Annotated in this window: 15 protein-coding genes; 1 reads left to right on the forward strand and 14 read right to left on the reverse strand. The window is 63.9% G+C overall.

Going from position 1 to position 12,615, the window contains the following annotated elements:
• Positions 1 to 101: 101 nt before the first annotated feature.
• From JQ592_RS33030 to JQ592_RS33055, 6 genes are all read right to left on the reverse strand, one after another.
• Positions 102 to 542, reverse strand: coding sequence for a DUF1801 domain-containing protein (locus JQ592_RS33030; protein ID WP_211406910.1), 441 nt, complete (start codon positions 540 to 542; stop codon positions 102 to 104).
• On the reverse strand, positions 539 to 751 hold the full coding sequence (locus tag JQ592_RS33035) for a hypothetical protein (protein ID WP_433996446.1): 213 nt from the start codon (positions 749 to 751) through the stop codon (positions 539 to 541). The genes JQ592_RS33030 and JQ592_RS33035 overlap by 4 nt, the downstream gene beginning before the upstream one ends.
• Before the next feature lie 56 nt (positions 752 to 807).
• Positions 808 to 1,227, reverse strand: coding sequence for an SRPBCC family protein (locus JQ592_RS33040; protein WP_211406912.1), 420 nt, complete (start codon positions 1,225 to 1,227; stop codon positions 808 to 810).
• Entirely contained in the window at positions 1,224 to 1,547 is a 324-nt protein-coding gene (locus JQ592_RS33045; protein WP_211406913.1) for an ArsR/SmtB family transcription factor, read from the reverse strand. Before JQ592_RS33045 ends, JQ592_RS33040 begins: the two co-directional genes overlap by 4 nt.
• 124 nt (positions 1,548 to 1,671) lie before the next feature.
• Complete coding sequence (locus JQ592_RS33050) at positions 1,672 to 2,121, reverse strand: DsrE family protein (protein WP_211406914.1); 450 nt, start codon at positions 2,119 to 2,121, stop codon at positions 1,672 to 1,674.
• Between the two features lie 41 nt (positions 2,122 to 2,162).
• Complete coding sequence (locus tag JQ592_RS33055; protein ID WP_211406915.1) at positions 2,163 to 2,783, reverse strand: hypothetical protein; 621 nt, start codon at positions 2,781 to 2,783, stop codon at positions 2,163 to 2,165.
• Positions 2,784 to 2,990: 207 nt separating this feature from the next.
• Here JQ592_RS33055 and JQ592_RS33060 point away from each other — a divergent pair, with 207 nt between their 5' ends.
• Positions 2,991 to 3,560, forward strand: coding sequence for an STM3941 family protein (locus JQ592_RS33060; RefSeq protein ID WP_211406916.1), 570 nt, complete (start codon positions 2,991 to 2,993; stop codon positions 3,558 to 3,560).
• 187 nt (positions 3,561 to 3,747) lie between these two features.
• Here the strand turns inward: JQ592_RS33060 and JQ592_RS33065 are convergent, their stop codons facing one another.
• From JQ592_RS33065 to pqqC, 8 genes are all read right to left on the reverse strand, one after another.
• Positions 3,748 to 4,803 carry a 2-oxoacid:ferredoxin oxidoreductase subunit beta gene (locus JQ592_RS33065; RefSeq protein ID WP_211406917.1) on the reverse strand — a complete coding sequence of 352 codons (1,056 nt, stop codon included), beginning with the start codon at positions 4,801 to 4,803 and terminating at the stop codon, positions 3,748 to 3,750.
• Positions 4,800 to 6,647 carry a 2-oxoacid:acceptor oxidoreductase subunit alpha gene (locus JQ592_RS33070; protein ID WP_211406918.1) on the reverse strand — a complete coding sequence of 616 codons (1,848 nt, stop codon included), beginning with the start codon at positions 6,645 to 6,647 and terminating at the stop codon, positions 4,800 to 4,802. Before JQ592_RS33070 ends, JQ592_RS33065 begins: the two co-directional genes overlap by 4 nt.
• Entirely contained in the window at positions 6,617 to 8,416 is a 1,800-nt protein-coding gene (locus JQ592_RS33075; protein ID WP_211406919.1) for an FAD-dependent oxidoreductase, read from the reverse strand. The genes JQ592_RS33070 and JQ592_RS33075 overlap by 31 nt, the downstream gene beginning before the upstream one ends.
• Positions 8,417 to 8,657: 241 nt before the next feature.
• Positions 8,658 to 9,335: a DUF4286 family protein gene (locus JQ592_RS33080; protein ID WP_211406920.1), complete on the reverse strand. Its 678-nt coding sequence runs from the start codon at positions 9,333 to 9,335 to the stop codon at positions 8,658 to 8,660.
• A gap of 26 nt (positions 9,336 to 9,361) precedes the next feature.
• Positions 9,362 to 10,348 carry a prolyl aminopeptidase gene (gene pip / locus JQ592_RS33085; protein WP_211406921.1) on the reverse strand — a complete coding sequence of 329 codons (987 nt, stop codon included), beginning with the start codon at positions 10,346 to 10,348 and terminating at the stop codon, positions 9,362 to 9,364.
• Entirely contained in the window at positions 10,338 to 11,531 is a 1,194-nt protein-coding gene (gene pqqE / locus JQ592_RS33090) for a pyrroloquinoline quinone biosynthesis protein PqqE (RefSeq protein WP_211406922.1), read from the reverse strand. Before pqqE ends, pip begins: the two co-directional genes overlap by 11 nt.
• Positions 11,528 to 11,839 (reverse strand): pyrroloquinoline quinone biosynthesis peptide chaperone PqqD, encoded by a 312-nt coding sequence (pqqD, locus tag JQ592_RS33095; protein ID WP_211406923.1) that lies wholly within the window; start codon positions 11,837 to 11,839, stop codon positions 11,528 to 11,530. The genes pqqE and pqqD overlap by 4 nt, the downstream gene beginning before the upstream one ends.
• An 11-nt stretch (positions 11,840 to 11,850) precedes the next feature.
• Positions 11,851 to 12,606, reverse strand: a complete 756-nt coding sequence (gene pqqC / locus JQ592_RS33100; protein WP_246820871.1) for a pyrroloquinoline-quinone synthase PqqC — start codon at positions 12,604 to 12,606, stop codon at positions 11,851 to 11,853.
• Between the last annotated feature and the right edge of the window lie 9 nt (positions 12,607 to 12,615).

A 12,615-nucleotide genomic window follows, 5' to 3' on the forward strand; every position in this document is an offset into this window, starting at 1 on the left:
TGCTTCCTGCTGGAATAGCCGGGCATGCGCTGCGACACAGTGAATCATTCCCCGGACAGCCCTGCCACAAGGGGAGAAGGGAAGGCGTTCGTGGCGTATCACTACGCCGACCGCTTCTTGGCCGGCTTCTTCTTGGACCCATTCAGCTCCACCGCCGCCCGGATCAGCGCCTTCAACGCCTTCTCGTTGATCGTCTCGCCTTCGCGAAGATCGATCGCGCGGCGCACATTGCCGTCGAGGCTGGAATTGAACAGGCCGGCCGGATCCGCCAGCGCCGCGCCTTTGGCAAAAGTCAGCTTCACCACTTCCTTGTAGGTCTCGCCGGTGCAGATGATGCCGTCGTGCTCCCACACGGGAACGCCGCGCCATTTCCATTCCTCGACCACGTCAGGATCGGCCTGCTTGATCAGGCCGCGGATCCGCGCGAGCGTCTCGCCGCGCCAGTCGCCGAGCTCCCTGATCCGGCCGTCGATCAGTTTTGAGGCTGATGCTCCGTCCGCTTCCTTCGCGCTGCTCTTCTTCGCCGCCACCGCTTTCTTCATGACCTCGCCTCACTCTGCGCATCGCCACGCCGGCCAAGATAAGGCAGCGCGAACAGATACAGCCCGGTCGCGAGCAGCGGGATCAGCGGAACGAGCGCCAGGAAACCGATCCAGGCGGCATCGAGCTGCATGGTCATGGCAACGATGTTCGCGATGACGGCAAGGGTGAAGGCGATGGAAAGCCAGCGATGGATCTGGCGAACCCACATATTCCCGGTCAACAAAACCTCCTCTTGAGATGATCGAATGACGGTCGGCGACGGCGCTACTCGGCCCGCGCCAGCAGCTCGTCGAGCTTTGCGAAAAACTGCTTCCAGCCGGCATGCGCGCCGCCATAGGCCTGCTTCTGTGTCGGGCTGAAGCCCGCCTGCTCGACGCGCAGATGCGTGCCCGCGCTTGTCGGCGTCAGCGTGAAGGTCACCACGCTCTTGAGATCGAAGGCGGCGTCCTCATGCGCAAAATTCCAGGTGTAGGCGAGCGTCTTCTGCGGCTCGATGGTGAGCACCTCGCAGTCGAGCACGCCGCCCCATTCGCCGCGCAGGTTGAAGCGATGACCGACCACGGGCTTGAAGTCGTTCTTCATCAGCCATTCCTCGATCAGATGCGGCTGCGTCAGCGCGCGCCACAGCCGCTCGGCCGGGAAGGCGAACTCGCGCTCGACGACGACGGAACGTGTTTCGGTCATTGGTCCATCCTCTGCAGGAGTTCGTCGAGTGCATCGAGCCGGTTCTGCCAGAAGCCGGCCATCTGGCTGGTCCAGTCGATCAGCGGGTTCAGTGCGCCGGGCTGCGCGCTGTAATGGGTCTGGCGTCCTTCATGGCGGTCGCGCACGAGGCCCGCCTGCTTCAGCGCGCCGAGATGTTTCGAGACCGCCGGCTGGGAAACGCCGGATCGCAGCGTCAGTGCCCCAACCGTCTGCTCGCCCTCGCGGCACAGCCGCTCGAAGATCGCCCGCCGGGTCGGATCGGCGAGGGTCCTGAACAGGAGGTCGTGGGCGGCGGACATGCGGAATCCATAACTCTGAAGTTATGGATTAACTCATAACCGCGGGGTTATGGGTAAGTCAAGTGTTAAAGGTGGATTGCTTCGCTGCGCTCGCAACGACGGGGATGTGGCGGGCCGCGTAGCCTTACGGCCGCAAATACAGATACCCCTGCGACTGCAGCTCGGCCAACCTGACCACGCCGCCCTTCTCCGCGCTGACGAAGCCGGGCAGCAGGTCCGTCAGAGTGACGTTCTGCGCCTTCATGGTGTTGCCGCAAGCGGCGAGCTCGACGCCGTCCTTGGAGAAATCACCGACGCGCTTGCTGACGTCGGGGTTGGCCTGCGCCGAGTGAAACGCCTTCAGTGCCGGCCCGTGAATCACCAGCGCAATCGTCACGTGCTCAGGGCCGCCGACGCCGTCGATGTGGTTCTGGATGTTGCCGAGCACGAAATTGACCTTCTCGGCGTCGCTGAGGTGATAGACCACCCTCAGCTTGCTGCCGGCGCCGGCTTCCGTCGCGGCCTGCGCGCGTGAGGCGCCAAACGCCGCGCCCAAAGCCGAGATGGCGCTCCACAAGATGTTCCGGCGGTTCATGGCAGTCTCCCTCGACTAGGCCCGAATTTGCCGAAGGCATATCACTTGTGGCGGAGCGCCGCGAGTTCCTTGCGGTCGGTCACGAGCGAAGCGCACTCGCCGTTGTCGACACGGTCGAGCCGAAAGATCCTGTCGTCGGCGCCGCCCACCAGCGACTGTTCGGCGTCGTCATCGGGCTTGTTGTTCTGCCAGACCCTGACCCGTTCGAGCCGCACGATCGCCGATTTGTCGTCCTTGGAGAGCGCAACGCCGATGCCGCCGCCCTCGCAGTCGACGCCGCAGCCGAAGCGAACCTCGTTGCCGCTGTCTTCGAACACGGCGTGGCTGCACGAGCCGCTGGAATCGAAATCGCCGGAGCGGTGGCGGTACTTGAAGCCCAGGCGGAAGGAATAGCGGAGGTCCTTGACCTCGCTATCGTATTCGGCCGACATCAGCAGCTTCATCGAAGCGACCTTCTGCTTCGGATGCCGCGCGAGGTGATCGGCATCGTAACGGCGGACGAAGCAGGCGTAGAGCTTCCTGCCGGGCGGACCGGCGAACACTCGCTCGCTGAAGGCCTCGGCCTCGGCCTTGGTGGCTTCGCGGATATGGACGTCGTCCTGCGCGTGGGCGGCGCCGCCGAACGCGGCAAAAATAGTCGCAATGAAAATAGCAAGCTTCATGATCGCACCGGGCGTGTGAACCGTTGTCAACCCGCAACGAGCAGGCAGGAGCCGACTGGCATTTAGTCGCGGGCGGAAAGCGTTGCGTTCAAGCGTTCCTGGCCGCACGCCTTGCGGGCAGCCTCGCGCAAGGTTCCCTCATTAACAATTTGGAAGGAGGGGTGTTGGTAAACCCCGGGTTGTTGCAGATGACTGGTGGCGGTCAAAATGTCCATAAGTCAGAACTTGCCCAACCTTGCGATCGGCTATTCCCTTGCGCGGCTGTTCAAGTTGCTGGGAGCCGGCCTGTTGGCGACGCTGCTGTGCGGCGCGCTCGCATTCAGCTGGCACTATGGCAGGGACATCGCCACGATCCAGATCGCGCTCTCCTATTTCGGCATCGTGTTTTTCGGCCTGGCCACCTGCAAGACGCTGTGGACGTTGATCTCCGCCAGGGAGCCGGTCCTCTTCATTACCCGTGTCGGCATTCGCGACACCAGGATCGCCGATGACACCATCTCGTGGCGATCGGTGAGGGACATATCGATCTTTCGGTATCGCAGCCAGAAGATCGTCGTTCTTCAGGTCGATCCTCTTCTCGCCGAGCGGTTCGAAGGCGGCTTTCTGAAGCGCGTCTTGTCGCTGCTGAACAAGCCCATTGGTGCGGACGGCGTGCTCGTCACGGGCGGCCTGACCATGGACGGCGAAACGCTGTTCGAGACCTGCAAGCAATACTGGACGGCCGGACGGCTGGCATATACGGGTCGCGCCGCAGCTGAGCCCGAGCCGGTCCAATAGAGCAGTGCCGTAGGGTGGGCAAAGGCGCAGCGCGCCGTGCCCACCATCTTTCCAGGCGATTGATAGAAATGGTGGGCACGCTTCGCTTTGCCCACCCTACGGATGCGTCAGCGTGGTGGCGGCAGTCGCCCGAATGCTGAACACCTCTCCCCATCGGGGTAAGGTGAGGACCGATGCCGCCAATTCGTCACCGCAGGCTGGCGTTGATCTTGTCCAGCACCGCCGAGCCCGGGCACAGCGTGTCCGCTTCCAGCGTGTTGAGCGGGGTCTCGACCGTGTTGAGGTGCTCGTGCAAGTCTTCGGCGTCGGGGTCGACATAGAGCAGGCCGGTGACGATCTGGCCCTTGGCGGCGTGCCTCGCGAGGAAGGTCTGAGCCCCTAACCGGTCATGCGGATCGTAGTCGGCGTCGATCTTGCGCAGCGCGATCTTGCTGCCGTCATGCTGCTCGACCACCTGCACCGTGCCCGGCGCGTAGTCGACGGCGATCGGATCGCGTCCGACCAGCACGTCGAGCCGGTTCACCGCGTCATTGTGCTCGCGGACATAGTCAAAGCTCTTGGTCGAGCCGGCGTGGTTGTTGAAGGCGATGCAGGGGCTGATGACGTCGATGAAGGACGCGCCCTTGTGACCGATCGCGGCCGCGATCAGCGGCACCAGCTGGCCTTTGTCGCCGGAGAACGAGCGCGCCACGAAGGTTGCGCCCAGTTGCAGGGCGATCGCGACGAGGTCGATGGCGTTGTCGGTGTTGGTGACGCCCTTCTTGCTCTTCGAGCCGCGGTCGGCGGTGGCCGAGAACTGGCCTTTGGTCAGGCCGTAGACGCCGTTGTTCTCGACGATGTAGGTCATGTTGACGCCGCGCCGGATCGAATGCGCGAACTGGCCGAAGCCGATCGAGGCGGAATCGCCGTCGCCGGAGACGCCGAGATAGATCAAATCGCGGTTGGCGAGGTTGGCGCCTGTGAGCACGCTGGGCATGCGGCCGTGCACGGAGTTGAAGCCGTGCGAATTGCCGAGGAAATAATCCGGCGTCTTCGACGAGCAGCCGATGCCGGAGATCTTTGCCACCCGATGCGGCTCGATCGAGAGCTCGTAGCAGGCCTCGATGATCGAGGCCGTAATCGAATCGTGGCCGCAGCCCGCGCACAGCGTCGAGATCTTGCCCTCGTAATCGCGATGCGTGTAGCCGAGCTCGTTCTTCTTGAGGCCGGGATGATGGAATTTCGGTTTTGCAATGTAGGTCATGACACGGCCTTCCGAAGCGGGGTCACCTTGAGCTGATCCTGGTGGTCGCCAATGGCTTTTGCGATGTAGCGGGCGGTAATCGGTGAACCGTCGTAGTGCACGATTGGCACAAGCCGGACCGGATCGATACCGTTCTCGTTGACGATGAGCTGGCGGAGCTGGCTGTCGCGGTTCTGCTCGACGACGTAGACGAAGTCGTGCTCGGCGAGGAAGCTCGCCACGCTCGAATGGAACGGGAAGGCGCGGATGCGCAGGCGATCGAGCTGATGCCCGCGCGCCTCCAGCAGGCCGATCGCCTCGTCCATCGCCGGCGAGGTCGAGCCGAAATAGATCACGCCATATTTGGTCGGCCGTTCAGCGTTGGCCTGCAGCGGCCGCGGCACCAGATCCTGCGCGGTCTCGAACTTGCGCACCAGGCGCTGCATGTTGTCGGCATAGACCGTGCCTTCCTCCGAGTAGCGCGCATAGCGGTCGCGCGAGGTGCCGCGGGTGAAATAGGAGCCCTTGGTCGGATGCGTGCCGGGATAGGTGCGGTAGGGAATGCCGTCGCCGTCGACGTCGAGATAGCGGCCGAAGTCGCGGCCCTCCTCCAGCATCTCCGCGGTCATGATCTTGCCGCGGTCGTATTGCCGGGCGTCATCCCACTTCAGCGGACGGCAGAGCCGGTGGTTCATGCCGATGTCGAGATCGAGCATCAGGAAGATCGTGGTCTGCAGGCGCTCGGCGAGGTCGAAGGCGGCCGCTGCGAACTCGAACGCTTCGGCCGGGTCTTCCGGAAACAGCAGCACATGCTTGGTGTCGCCATGCGAGGCATAAGCGCAGGCGATGATGTCGCATTGCTGGGTGCGGGTCGGCATGCCCGTGGAGGGGCCGGCGCGCTGGATATTCATGATCACGGCCGGGATCTCGGCGAAATAGGAGAGACCGATGAACTCCGTCATCAGGGAGATGCCGGGGCCGGAAGTCGCGGTGAAGGCCCGCGCGCCGTTCCAGGAGGCGCCAATGACGATGCCGATCGAGGCCAGCTCGTCCTCGCCCTGCACGATGGCGTATTTCGCCTTGCCGGTCTCCGGATCGTGCCGGTACTTCTTGCAATGCGCGGTGAAGGCCTCCGCCACCGACGATGACGGCGTGATCGGATACCAGGCGCACACGGTGGCGCCGCCATAGACGGCGCCGAGCGCGGCTGCGCTGTTGCCCTCGATGAAGATGCGGTCGCCGACCTTGTCGGATTTCTTCACCCTGAGCCCGATCGGGCATTTCAGGTTCTGCAGCGCCCAATCGCGGCCGAGATGCAGCGCATGGACGTTGGAGGAGAGCAGCTTCTCCTTGCCCTTGTACTGCTCGCCGATCAACTGCTCGATCAGCTTGGGGTCCATGTCGAGCAGCGCCGAGAGGCTGCCCAGATAGATGATGTTCTTGAACAGCTGGCGCTGGCGCGGATCGGTGTAGGTCGAGTTGGTGATCGCGGTGAGCGGCACGCCGATCACGGTGATGTCGTCGCGGAATTTTGTCGACGGCATCGGCTTGGTGGAATCGTAGAACAGATAACCGCCGGGCTCGATGCCGGCGACGTCCTTGTCCCAGGTCTGCGGGTTCATCGCCACCATCATGTCGACGCCGCCGCGGGCGCCGAGATGGCCGGCTTCCGTCACGCGCACCTCGTACCAGGTCGGCAGGCCCTGGATGTTGGACGGGAAGATGTTGCGCGGGGACACCGGCACGCCATGGCGCAGGATCGCGCGCGCGAACATCTCGTTGGCGCTGGCCGAGCCCGAGCCGTTGACGTTGGCGAAGCGGACGACGAAGTCGTTTACGCTGCTGATCGGCTTTTTGTCGGACATGTCGAACCTGCGTGGGTCATATCGATGAAATATTTCTGCATGTCCCAGGCGCCGGTGGGACAGCGCTCGGCGCACAGCCCGCAATGCAGGCAGACATCTTCGTCCTTCACCATCACCCGCCCGGTCTTGAGGTCGCTGGAGACGTAGAGGTCCTGGTCCCGGTGCGGCGAGGGCGCCTTCAGGCGCTGGCGCAAATCGCTCTCTTCGCCATTGTCAGTGAAGGTGATGCAGTCCATCGGGCAGATGTCGGCACAGGCATCGCATTCGATGCAGAGCGAGGTCGAGAACACGGTTTGCACGTCGCAGTTCAGGCAGCGCTCGGCTTCCCCGAGCGCGAGCTTGACGTCGTAGCCCAGCTCGACCTCGGCGCGGATGTCCTTCAGCGCGATGACCTTGTCGCGATGCGGCACCTTGAAGCGCTTGTCGTTGGAGATGTCGTTGTCATAGCTCCATTCGTGGATGCCCATCTTCTGCGAGGAGATTTGCACCTCCGGCAGCGGACGTTCGGTGATGTCCTCGCCCGACAGCATCTTGTGGATCGACAGCGCGGCGTCATGGCCGTGCGCGACCGCCCAGATGATGTTCTTCGGGCCGAAGGCGGCATCGCCGCCGAAGAAGACCTTGGGATTGGTCGAGGCGAAGGTCTTGGGATCGACCTTGGGCATGTGCCATTTGTCGAACTCGATGCCGCAATCCTGCTCGATCCAGGGGAAGGCATTCTCCTGCCCGACCGCGACCAGCACGTCGTCGCATACGATCGTCTCGTCGGGCTCGCCCGAAGGCACCAGGTTGCGCCGACCCTTGGCATCGTATTCGGCCTTCACCTTCTGGAAGGTAACGCCGATCAGCTTGCCGGCGACATGCTTGAATGCCACCGGCATCATGTAGTTGAGGATCGGGATGTCCTCGTGGAGCGCGTCTTCCTTCTCCCAGGGCGAGGCCTTCATCTCCTCGAAGCCGGAGCGGACGACCACCTTGACGGTCTCGCCGCCGAGGCGGCGCGCGGTGCGGCAGCAATCCATCGCGGTGTTGCCGCCGCCGAGCACGATCACGCGCTTTCCGATCTTGTCGACATGGCCGAACGACACGTTGGCCAGCCATTCGATGCCGATATGGATGTTGGCGGCTGCCTCTTTGCGGCCGGGAATGTCGAGCTCGCGGCCGCGCGGCGCGCCGGAGCCGACGAAGATCGCGTCGTATTTCTCCGCGAGCAGCGACTTCATGCTCTCGATGCGATGGCCGCCCTTGAAGTCGACGCCGAGACCCAGGATGTAGCCGGTCTCCTCGTCGATGACGGAATTGGGCAGGCGGAATTTCGGGATCTGCGAGCGCATCATGCCGCCGGCTTCGGGATCGGCATCGAACACCGTGCAGTGATAGCCGAGCGGCGCCAGATCACGCGCCACCGTCAGCGACGCCGGGCCGCCGCCGACCAGCGCGACGCGCTTGCCGTTCTTCGGCGAGGGGCGCGGCAGGCGCTGCCTGATGTCGTCCTTGAAGTCGGCGGCGACGCGCTTGAGGCGGCAGATAGCGACCGGATTTTCCTCGACGCGTCCGCGGCGGCACGCAGGCTCGCACGGGCGATCGCAGGTGCGTCCCAGAATTCCGGGAAACACGTTCGATTGCCAATTGATCATGTAGGCGTCGCTGTAGCGGCCTTGTGCGATCAGTCGGATGTATTCGGGAACCGGGGTGTGTGCAGGACAGGCCCACTGGCAATCGACCACTTTGTGAAAGTAGTCGGGGGCCGCGATATCGGTCGGTTTCATTCCTACCCTGTCCGCGCAGGCTCAAAGACCCCCGCGGCCTTTTCTTGAGCTTGGCGAGCGCTTTAGCGCGCTTCGATCCGGTTTCTGAATGACGTCATTGGGTTAGCTTATTAGAACCGCTCCGAAGTACAACGGCAATTTTGGGCGATCACCGTCTTTCATGGGAGCTGCGCGTGCACAGCATTAACGCGCCGCCAGCGCTGTGCGTGCGGTGCAATATGTTGCGATGCGGATGGCTGACTCAGCCGCGCGCGATATCGCTCTTCGCGAGGTCCCACATCAGGCAGTAGGTGCCGACCGAGACCGGAAGCGGGAAGGGTGATGCGGCGGGACCGGTGAAGCGCTCGGCGATGACCGCCGAGACCGCGCCGACGTGGGTGCCGTCGATCAGCACGAACCAGTCGCGCGCACCTTCGTTGCGCACTGCCGGAATATCAGGCGTTGCGCCCGACAATTCCGGCTCGCTCTCGAGCAGATGCATCGAGATGATGCCGGCGTGATTTTCCGGCGCCAGCTTTTCTTGCAGTGCATCACGCCATGCTGCGGCATTATCAGGCGTAGGCCGCAGTCGCACCACGCCGAGCGCGGCGGCGCGCCCGGTGCCGTTGCTGATGGTGATGCGCGCGACCACGCGCAGCATGTCCTTGAAGCGCGCCATGGTCTGCCGCGACCAGTCGGTCGGGTTTGCGAGCCGCGCCTTGTAGGCGGGGCTGTCGAGCACGTCGAGCGTCGCGGTCGAATACAGGCAGAGATATTTGGGATTGGCGGCATGCGCGACATAGCGCCGCGCTTCCAGGAAACCCTCGATCGCGACGCGCTCTTCCAGATGCTCGCGATCGTACCAGCGGTTGAAATCGGTCTCATCTGAAACGTCGATGTTCATCGACGTCAGCAGCATGCCTTTCCCGGCGAGCGGCATTGTTCTTGTCGTCCTGTTATCGCGCCTCAGCGCGCAATCTTCGACGCGACGTCCGCGATCGACTTCATGACCGCGTCCCTCACGCCACCATCATAGAGCGAATGCCCGGCTTCTTCCACGATGCGAAGCTCGGAGCCGGGCCAGACTTTCGCGAGCGCGTGCGATGTCTCGGGCGGGCACAACAGATCGTAGCGGCCCTGGACGATGATTCCGGGGATGCCTTTGAGCCTTGCCGCGTTCCGCAGCAACTGGTCTTCGGTCATGAAGCTGTCGTTGATGAAATAATGCGCTTCCATGAACGGGGTCGCCGGCAATGTGCGCCAGACGTTCAGTGCGGCCAGGTCCAGCCGCGTCCTTGCGGGCTTGTGCTCGGACAAGATGCGCTCGGTGTCGTGCCAGGCCTTCGCCGCCGGGCCATGCACGGCCGGGTCGGCATCGAGGATGCGGCGCCAATAGGCGTCCACCGGCCGGTCCCGCTCATCTAGCCGCAGCACGCTGAGAAAATCCTCGTAGAGCCCAGGATAGAATTGCGACAGGCGCGAGGTGAAGGCCGTCGCGACCTCGGCCCGCGTGCCCAGGAAGGTTGCGCGGAGCGCGATACCCGAGACGCGCTCGGGATGCGCCTCTGCATAAGCCAGCGCCAGCGTTGCGCCCCAGGAGCCGCCGACCACCATCCAGCGCTCGAATCCGAACTTCTCGCGGATCTTCTCCATGTCCGCGATCAGGTGCGCTGTGGTGTTGTGCTCGCGCGATCCCTTGGGACGGCTGCGGCCGCAGCCGCGCTGGTCGAACAGCACGGCATGGAGACGCTCGGGATCGAAAAGCCGGCGATGATCGGGCTGGCAGCCGCTGCCCGGCCCGCCATGCAGATAGACCGCGGGGATGCCGTCGGCGCGGCCGATGCTCTCGACATAGAGCTCATGGCCGTCGCCGACATCGAGCATGTCGGAGGTCAGCGGCGCAAAGGGATCGGCACGCCTGACTGAGCTGGCCGCGTCGGCGTCAGGCGTCATTCTCGGATTCCAGGGTGCCGCCGGCGAAGTTGCGGTAGAGGAAGCGGTTGGTCTCGCCCTCGGCCTCACGCTCGGCCTGCTTGAAGATGGTCTCGTGCAGCGGCGAAAGCGCGCAGGCCGGATCGGTGTTGGCGGCATCGCCGGTCAGCGCGAAGGCCTGGCAGCGGCAGCCGCCGAAATCGATCTCGCGGAATTCGCAAGATTTGCACGGCTCCTTCATCCAGCCGGTGCCGCGATAGCGGTTGAAGGCCTCGGAGTTCTGCCAGATCCAGGCGATCGAATGGTTCGAGCGCACGGATTCAAAATCGAGCCCGGTGATGCTCTCGGCGGCGTGGCACGGCAGCACCTTGCCGGCGGGCGAGATGTTGAAGAACTGCCGGCCCCAGCCGCCCATGCACTTCTTCGGCCGCAGCGCGTAATAGTCAGGCACGACGTAGTCGATGGTCAGCCGGCCCTTCAGCTGTTCGCGCGCCTCCTCGACGAGGCGGGTGCATTCGTCGAGCTGCGCCACGGTCGGCATCAGGGCGGCGCGATTCTTCAGCGCCCAGCCGTAATACTGGACATTGGCGACCTCGAGCCGGTCGGCATCGAGATCCAGCGCCATCTGGATGATGTCGGGAAGCTGATGCAGGTTCTGCCGGTGCATCACCGCGTTCACGGTGAGCGGCAGGTCGAGCTCGCGCGTCCAGTTTGCGACCTCGAGCTTCTTGCGATGCGCATTCTTGTAGCCGGCGACGCGATCGGCCAAGCCTTCTTCAACACCCTGAAAGCTGATCTGCACGTGGCAGAGCCCGGCATCCGCCAGATCGCTTAGCCGCTCGCGCGTCAGCAGCACGGCCGAGGTGATGAGGTTGGTGTAGAGGCCGGCGTCGCTCGCATGCTTGACCAGCTCGACGAGGTCCTTGCGCGCCGTCGGCTCGCCGCCGGAGAAATGCACCTGCAGCACGCCGATCTCGGCGAGCTCGCTCAAGACCTTCTTCCATTCCTCGGTGGTCAGCTCCTTGCCCGAACGGTCGAGCTCGACCGGGTTGGAGCAGTAGGGGCATTGCAGCGGGCAGCGATGGGTGATCTCGAGCAGCACGGCGAGCGGAATGCCGAAGGTCTCCGCCGTCGAACGCTGCTTCTCCAGCACCGCTAGGCTGTCGCTCATTCCGGGTGCAATGTTGCCGAGCACGTCGCTCATGACGTCTTCTCCCGGGCCTCGGTGAGGAAGCCCTTGTCGGCGAGATCCTGCAGCATGACGATGACGTCGGCCAGAATCGCCTCGCGTGGCGCGGCGTATTTCGCCGCCAATTGATCGGCGACGTCGCCGACATTGCGTTCGCCGTCGCAGAGCTGCAAAACCTCGACCGCGATCTCGTCCGGCGCCAGCACGCGTTCCGGTGCCAGGATCACCCAGACTTGTCGCGTGTCGTCGTATTTCAGCTTGGCATGCCGCGGCAGCACGGGGCGGCTTGCCTCGCTGACGCTGATATGACGCGGCCCGGCCATCGCAGTTCCTCTTAACCCGCTTTGGGCACGAACGCGCCCGGCGGAATGTGGCCCTCGACATAGGCGTGCTGGAGCGCGTCGAGCTGCACCCACAGCACGTTGGTCTTGAAGATCAGCGCGTTGCACACGAGCGCGCGCTGCTCCGGCGTCGTGGCGTGCGTCTTGACGTAGTCGAGCGCGAAATTGGCATCGCGCGGCGCCTGCGTCAGGCGCCGCTTGAAGTAGCTCATGATATCAGGGTTGACGAAGTCGTAATGCTCCAGCATGCCGGCGATGCGCTCTTCATGCAGGTTCGGCGCGAACAGCTCGGTGAGCGAGGAGGCGATCGCCTCCAGCGGGCTTTTTTCGCGGCAGTAGTGCACGTAGGCCTCCACGGCGAACCGCGTCGCCGGCAGAATGCCTTCGGTGGATTCCACGTAGGCGGTGTCGAGCCCGAGCCCCTCGGTCAGCTTGAGCCAGCGCTCGATGCCGCCCTCGGAGCCGACATCGCCGTCATGGTCCTCGATGCGGTGGCGCCATTCCACGCGGGTGGCGCGATCGCGGAAGCGCGAGATCACCACCGCGTCCTTGATCGGGATGGTGCTCTGGTAATAGTAGCGGTTGAGCGCCCAGGCCTGCACCTGGCCCTTGTTCAGCTTGCCGCCGTGCAAGAGCTTATGGAACGGATGCAGGCTGTGATAGCGCGTCGCGCCGATATGGCGCAGCGTCGCCTCGAGCTCCTCGGCGCTCGTGAGCTTGATGTCCTTGCCGATCGAGAGCGCGGTCATTCCAGTCAG

Source organism: Bradyrhizobium iriomotense (genome assembly GCF_018129405.1).
In the GTDB taxonomy this organism is placed as follows: Bacteria; Pseudomonadota; Alphaproteobacteria; order Rhizobiales; family Xanthobacteraceae; genus Bradyrhizobium; species Bradyrhizobium iriomotense_B.

Bases quoted from the DNA above. Each gene is read 5' to 3' on its own strand.
- JQ592_RS33045 (WP_211406913.1), bottom strand. From the start codon at position 1,547: ATGTCCGCCGCCCACGACCTCCTGTTCAGGACCCTCGCCGATCCGACC.
- pqqC (WP_246820871.1), bottom strand. From the start codon at position 12,606: ATGACCGCGCTCTCGATCGGCAAGGACATCAAGCTCACGAGCGCCGAG.
- JQ592_RS33030 (WP_211406910.1), bottom strand. From the start codon at position 542: ATGAAGAAAGCGGTGGCGGCGAAGAAGAGCAGCGCGAAGGAAGCGGAC.
- pqqE (WP_211406922.1), bottom strand. From the start codon at position 11,531: ATGAGCGACGTGCTCGGCAACATTGCACCCGGAATGAGCGACAGCCTA.
- JQ592_RS33060 (WP_211406916.1), top strand. From the start codon at position 2,991: ATGTCCATAAGTCAGAACTTGCCCAACCTTGCGATCGGCTATTCCCTT.
- JQ592_RS33055 (WP_211406915.1), bottom strand. From the start codon at position 2,783: ATGAAGCTTGCTATTTTCATTGCGACTATTTTTGCCGCGTTCGGCGGC.
- JQ592_RS33050 (WP_211406914.1), bottom strand. From the start codon at position 2,121: ATGAACCGCCGGAACATCTTGTGGAGCGCCATCTCGGCTTTGGGCGCG.
- JQ592_RS33040 (WP_211406912.1), bottom strand. From the start codon at position 1,227: ATGACCGAAACACGTTCCGTCGTCGTCGAGCGCGAGTTCGCCTTCCCG.
- pqqD (WP_211406923.1), bottom strand. From the start codon at position 11,839: ATGGCCGGGCCGCGTCATATCAGCGTCAGCGAGGCAAGCCGCCCCGTG.
- JQ592_RS33075 (WP_211406919.1), bottom strand. From the start codon at position 8,416: ATGAAACCGACCGATATCGCGGCCCCCGACTACTTTCACAAAGTGGTC.
- pip (WP_211406921.1), bottom strand. From the start codon at position 10,348: ATGACGCCTGACGCCGACGCGGCCAGCTCAGTCAGGCGTGCCGATCCC.
- JQ592_RS33035 (WP_433996446.1), bottom strand. From the start codon at position 751: ATGTGGGTTCGCCAGATCCATCGCTGGCTTTCCATCGCCTTCACCCTT.
- JQ592_RS33070 (WP_211406918.1), bottom strand. From the start codon at position 6,647: ATGTCCGACAAAAAGCCGATCAGCAGCGTAAACGACTTCGTCGTCCGC.
- JQ592_RS33080 (WP_211406920.1), bottom strand. From the start codon at position 9,335: ATGCCGCTCGCCGGGAAAGGCATGCTGCTGACGTCGATGAACATCGAC.
- JQ592_RS33065 (WP_211406917.1), bottom strand. From the start codon at position 4,803: ATGACCTACATTGCAAAACCGAAATTCCATCATCCCGGCCTCAAGAAG.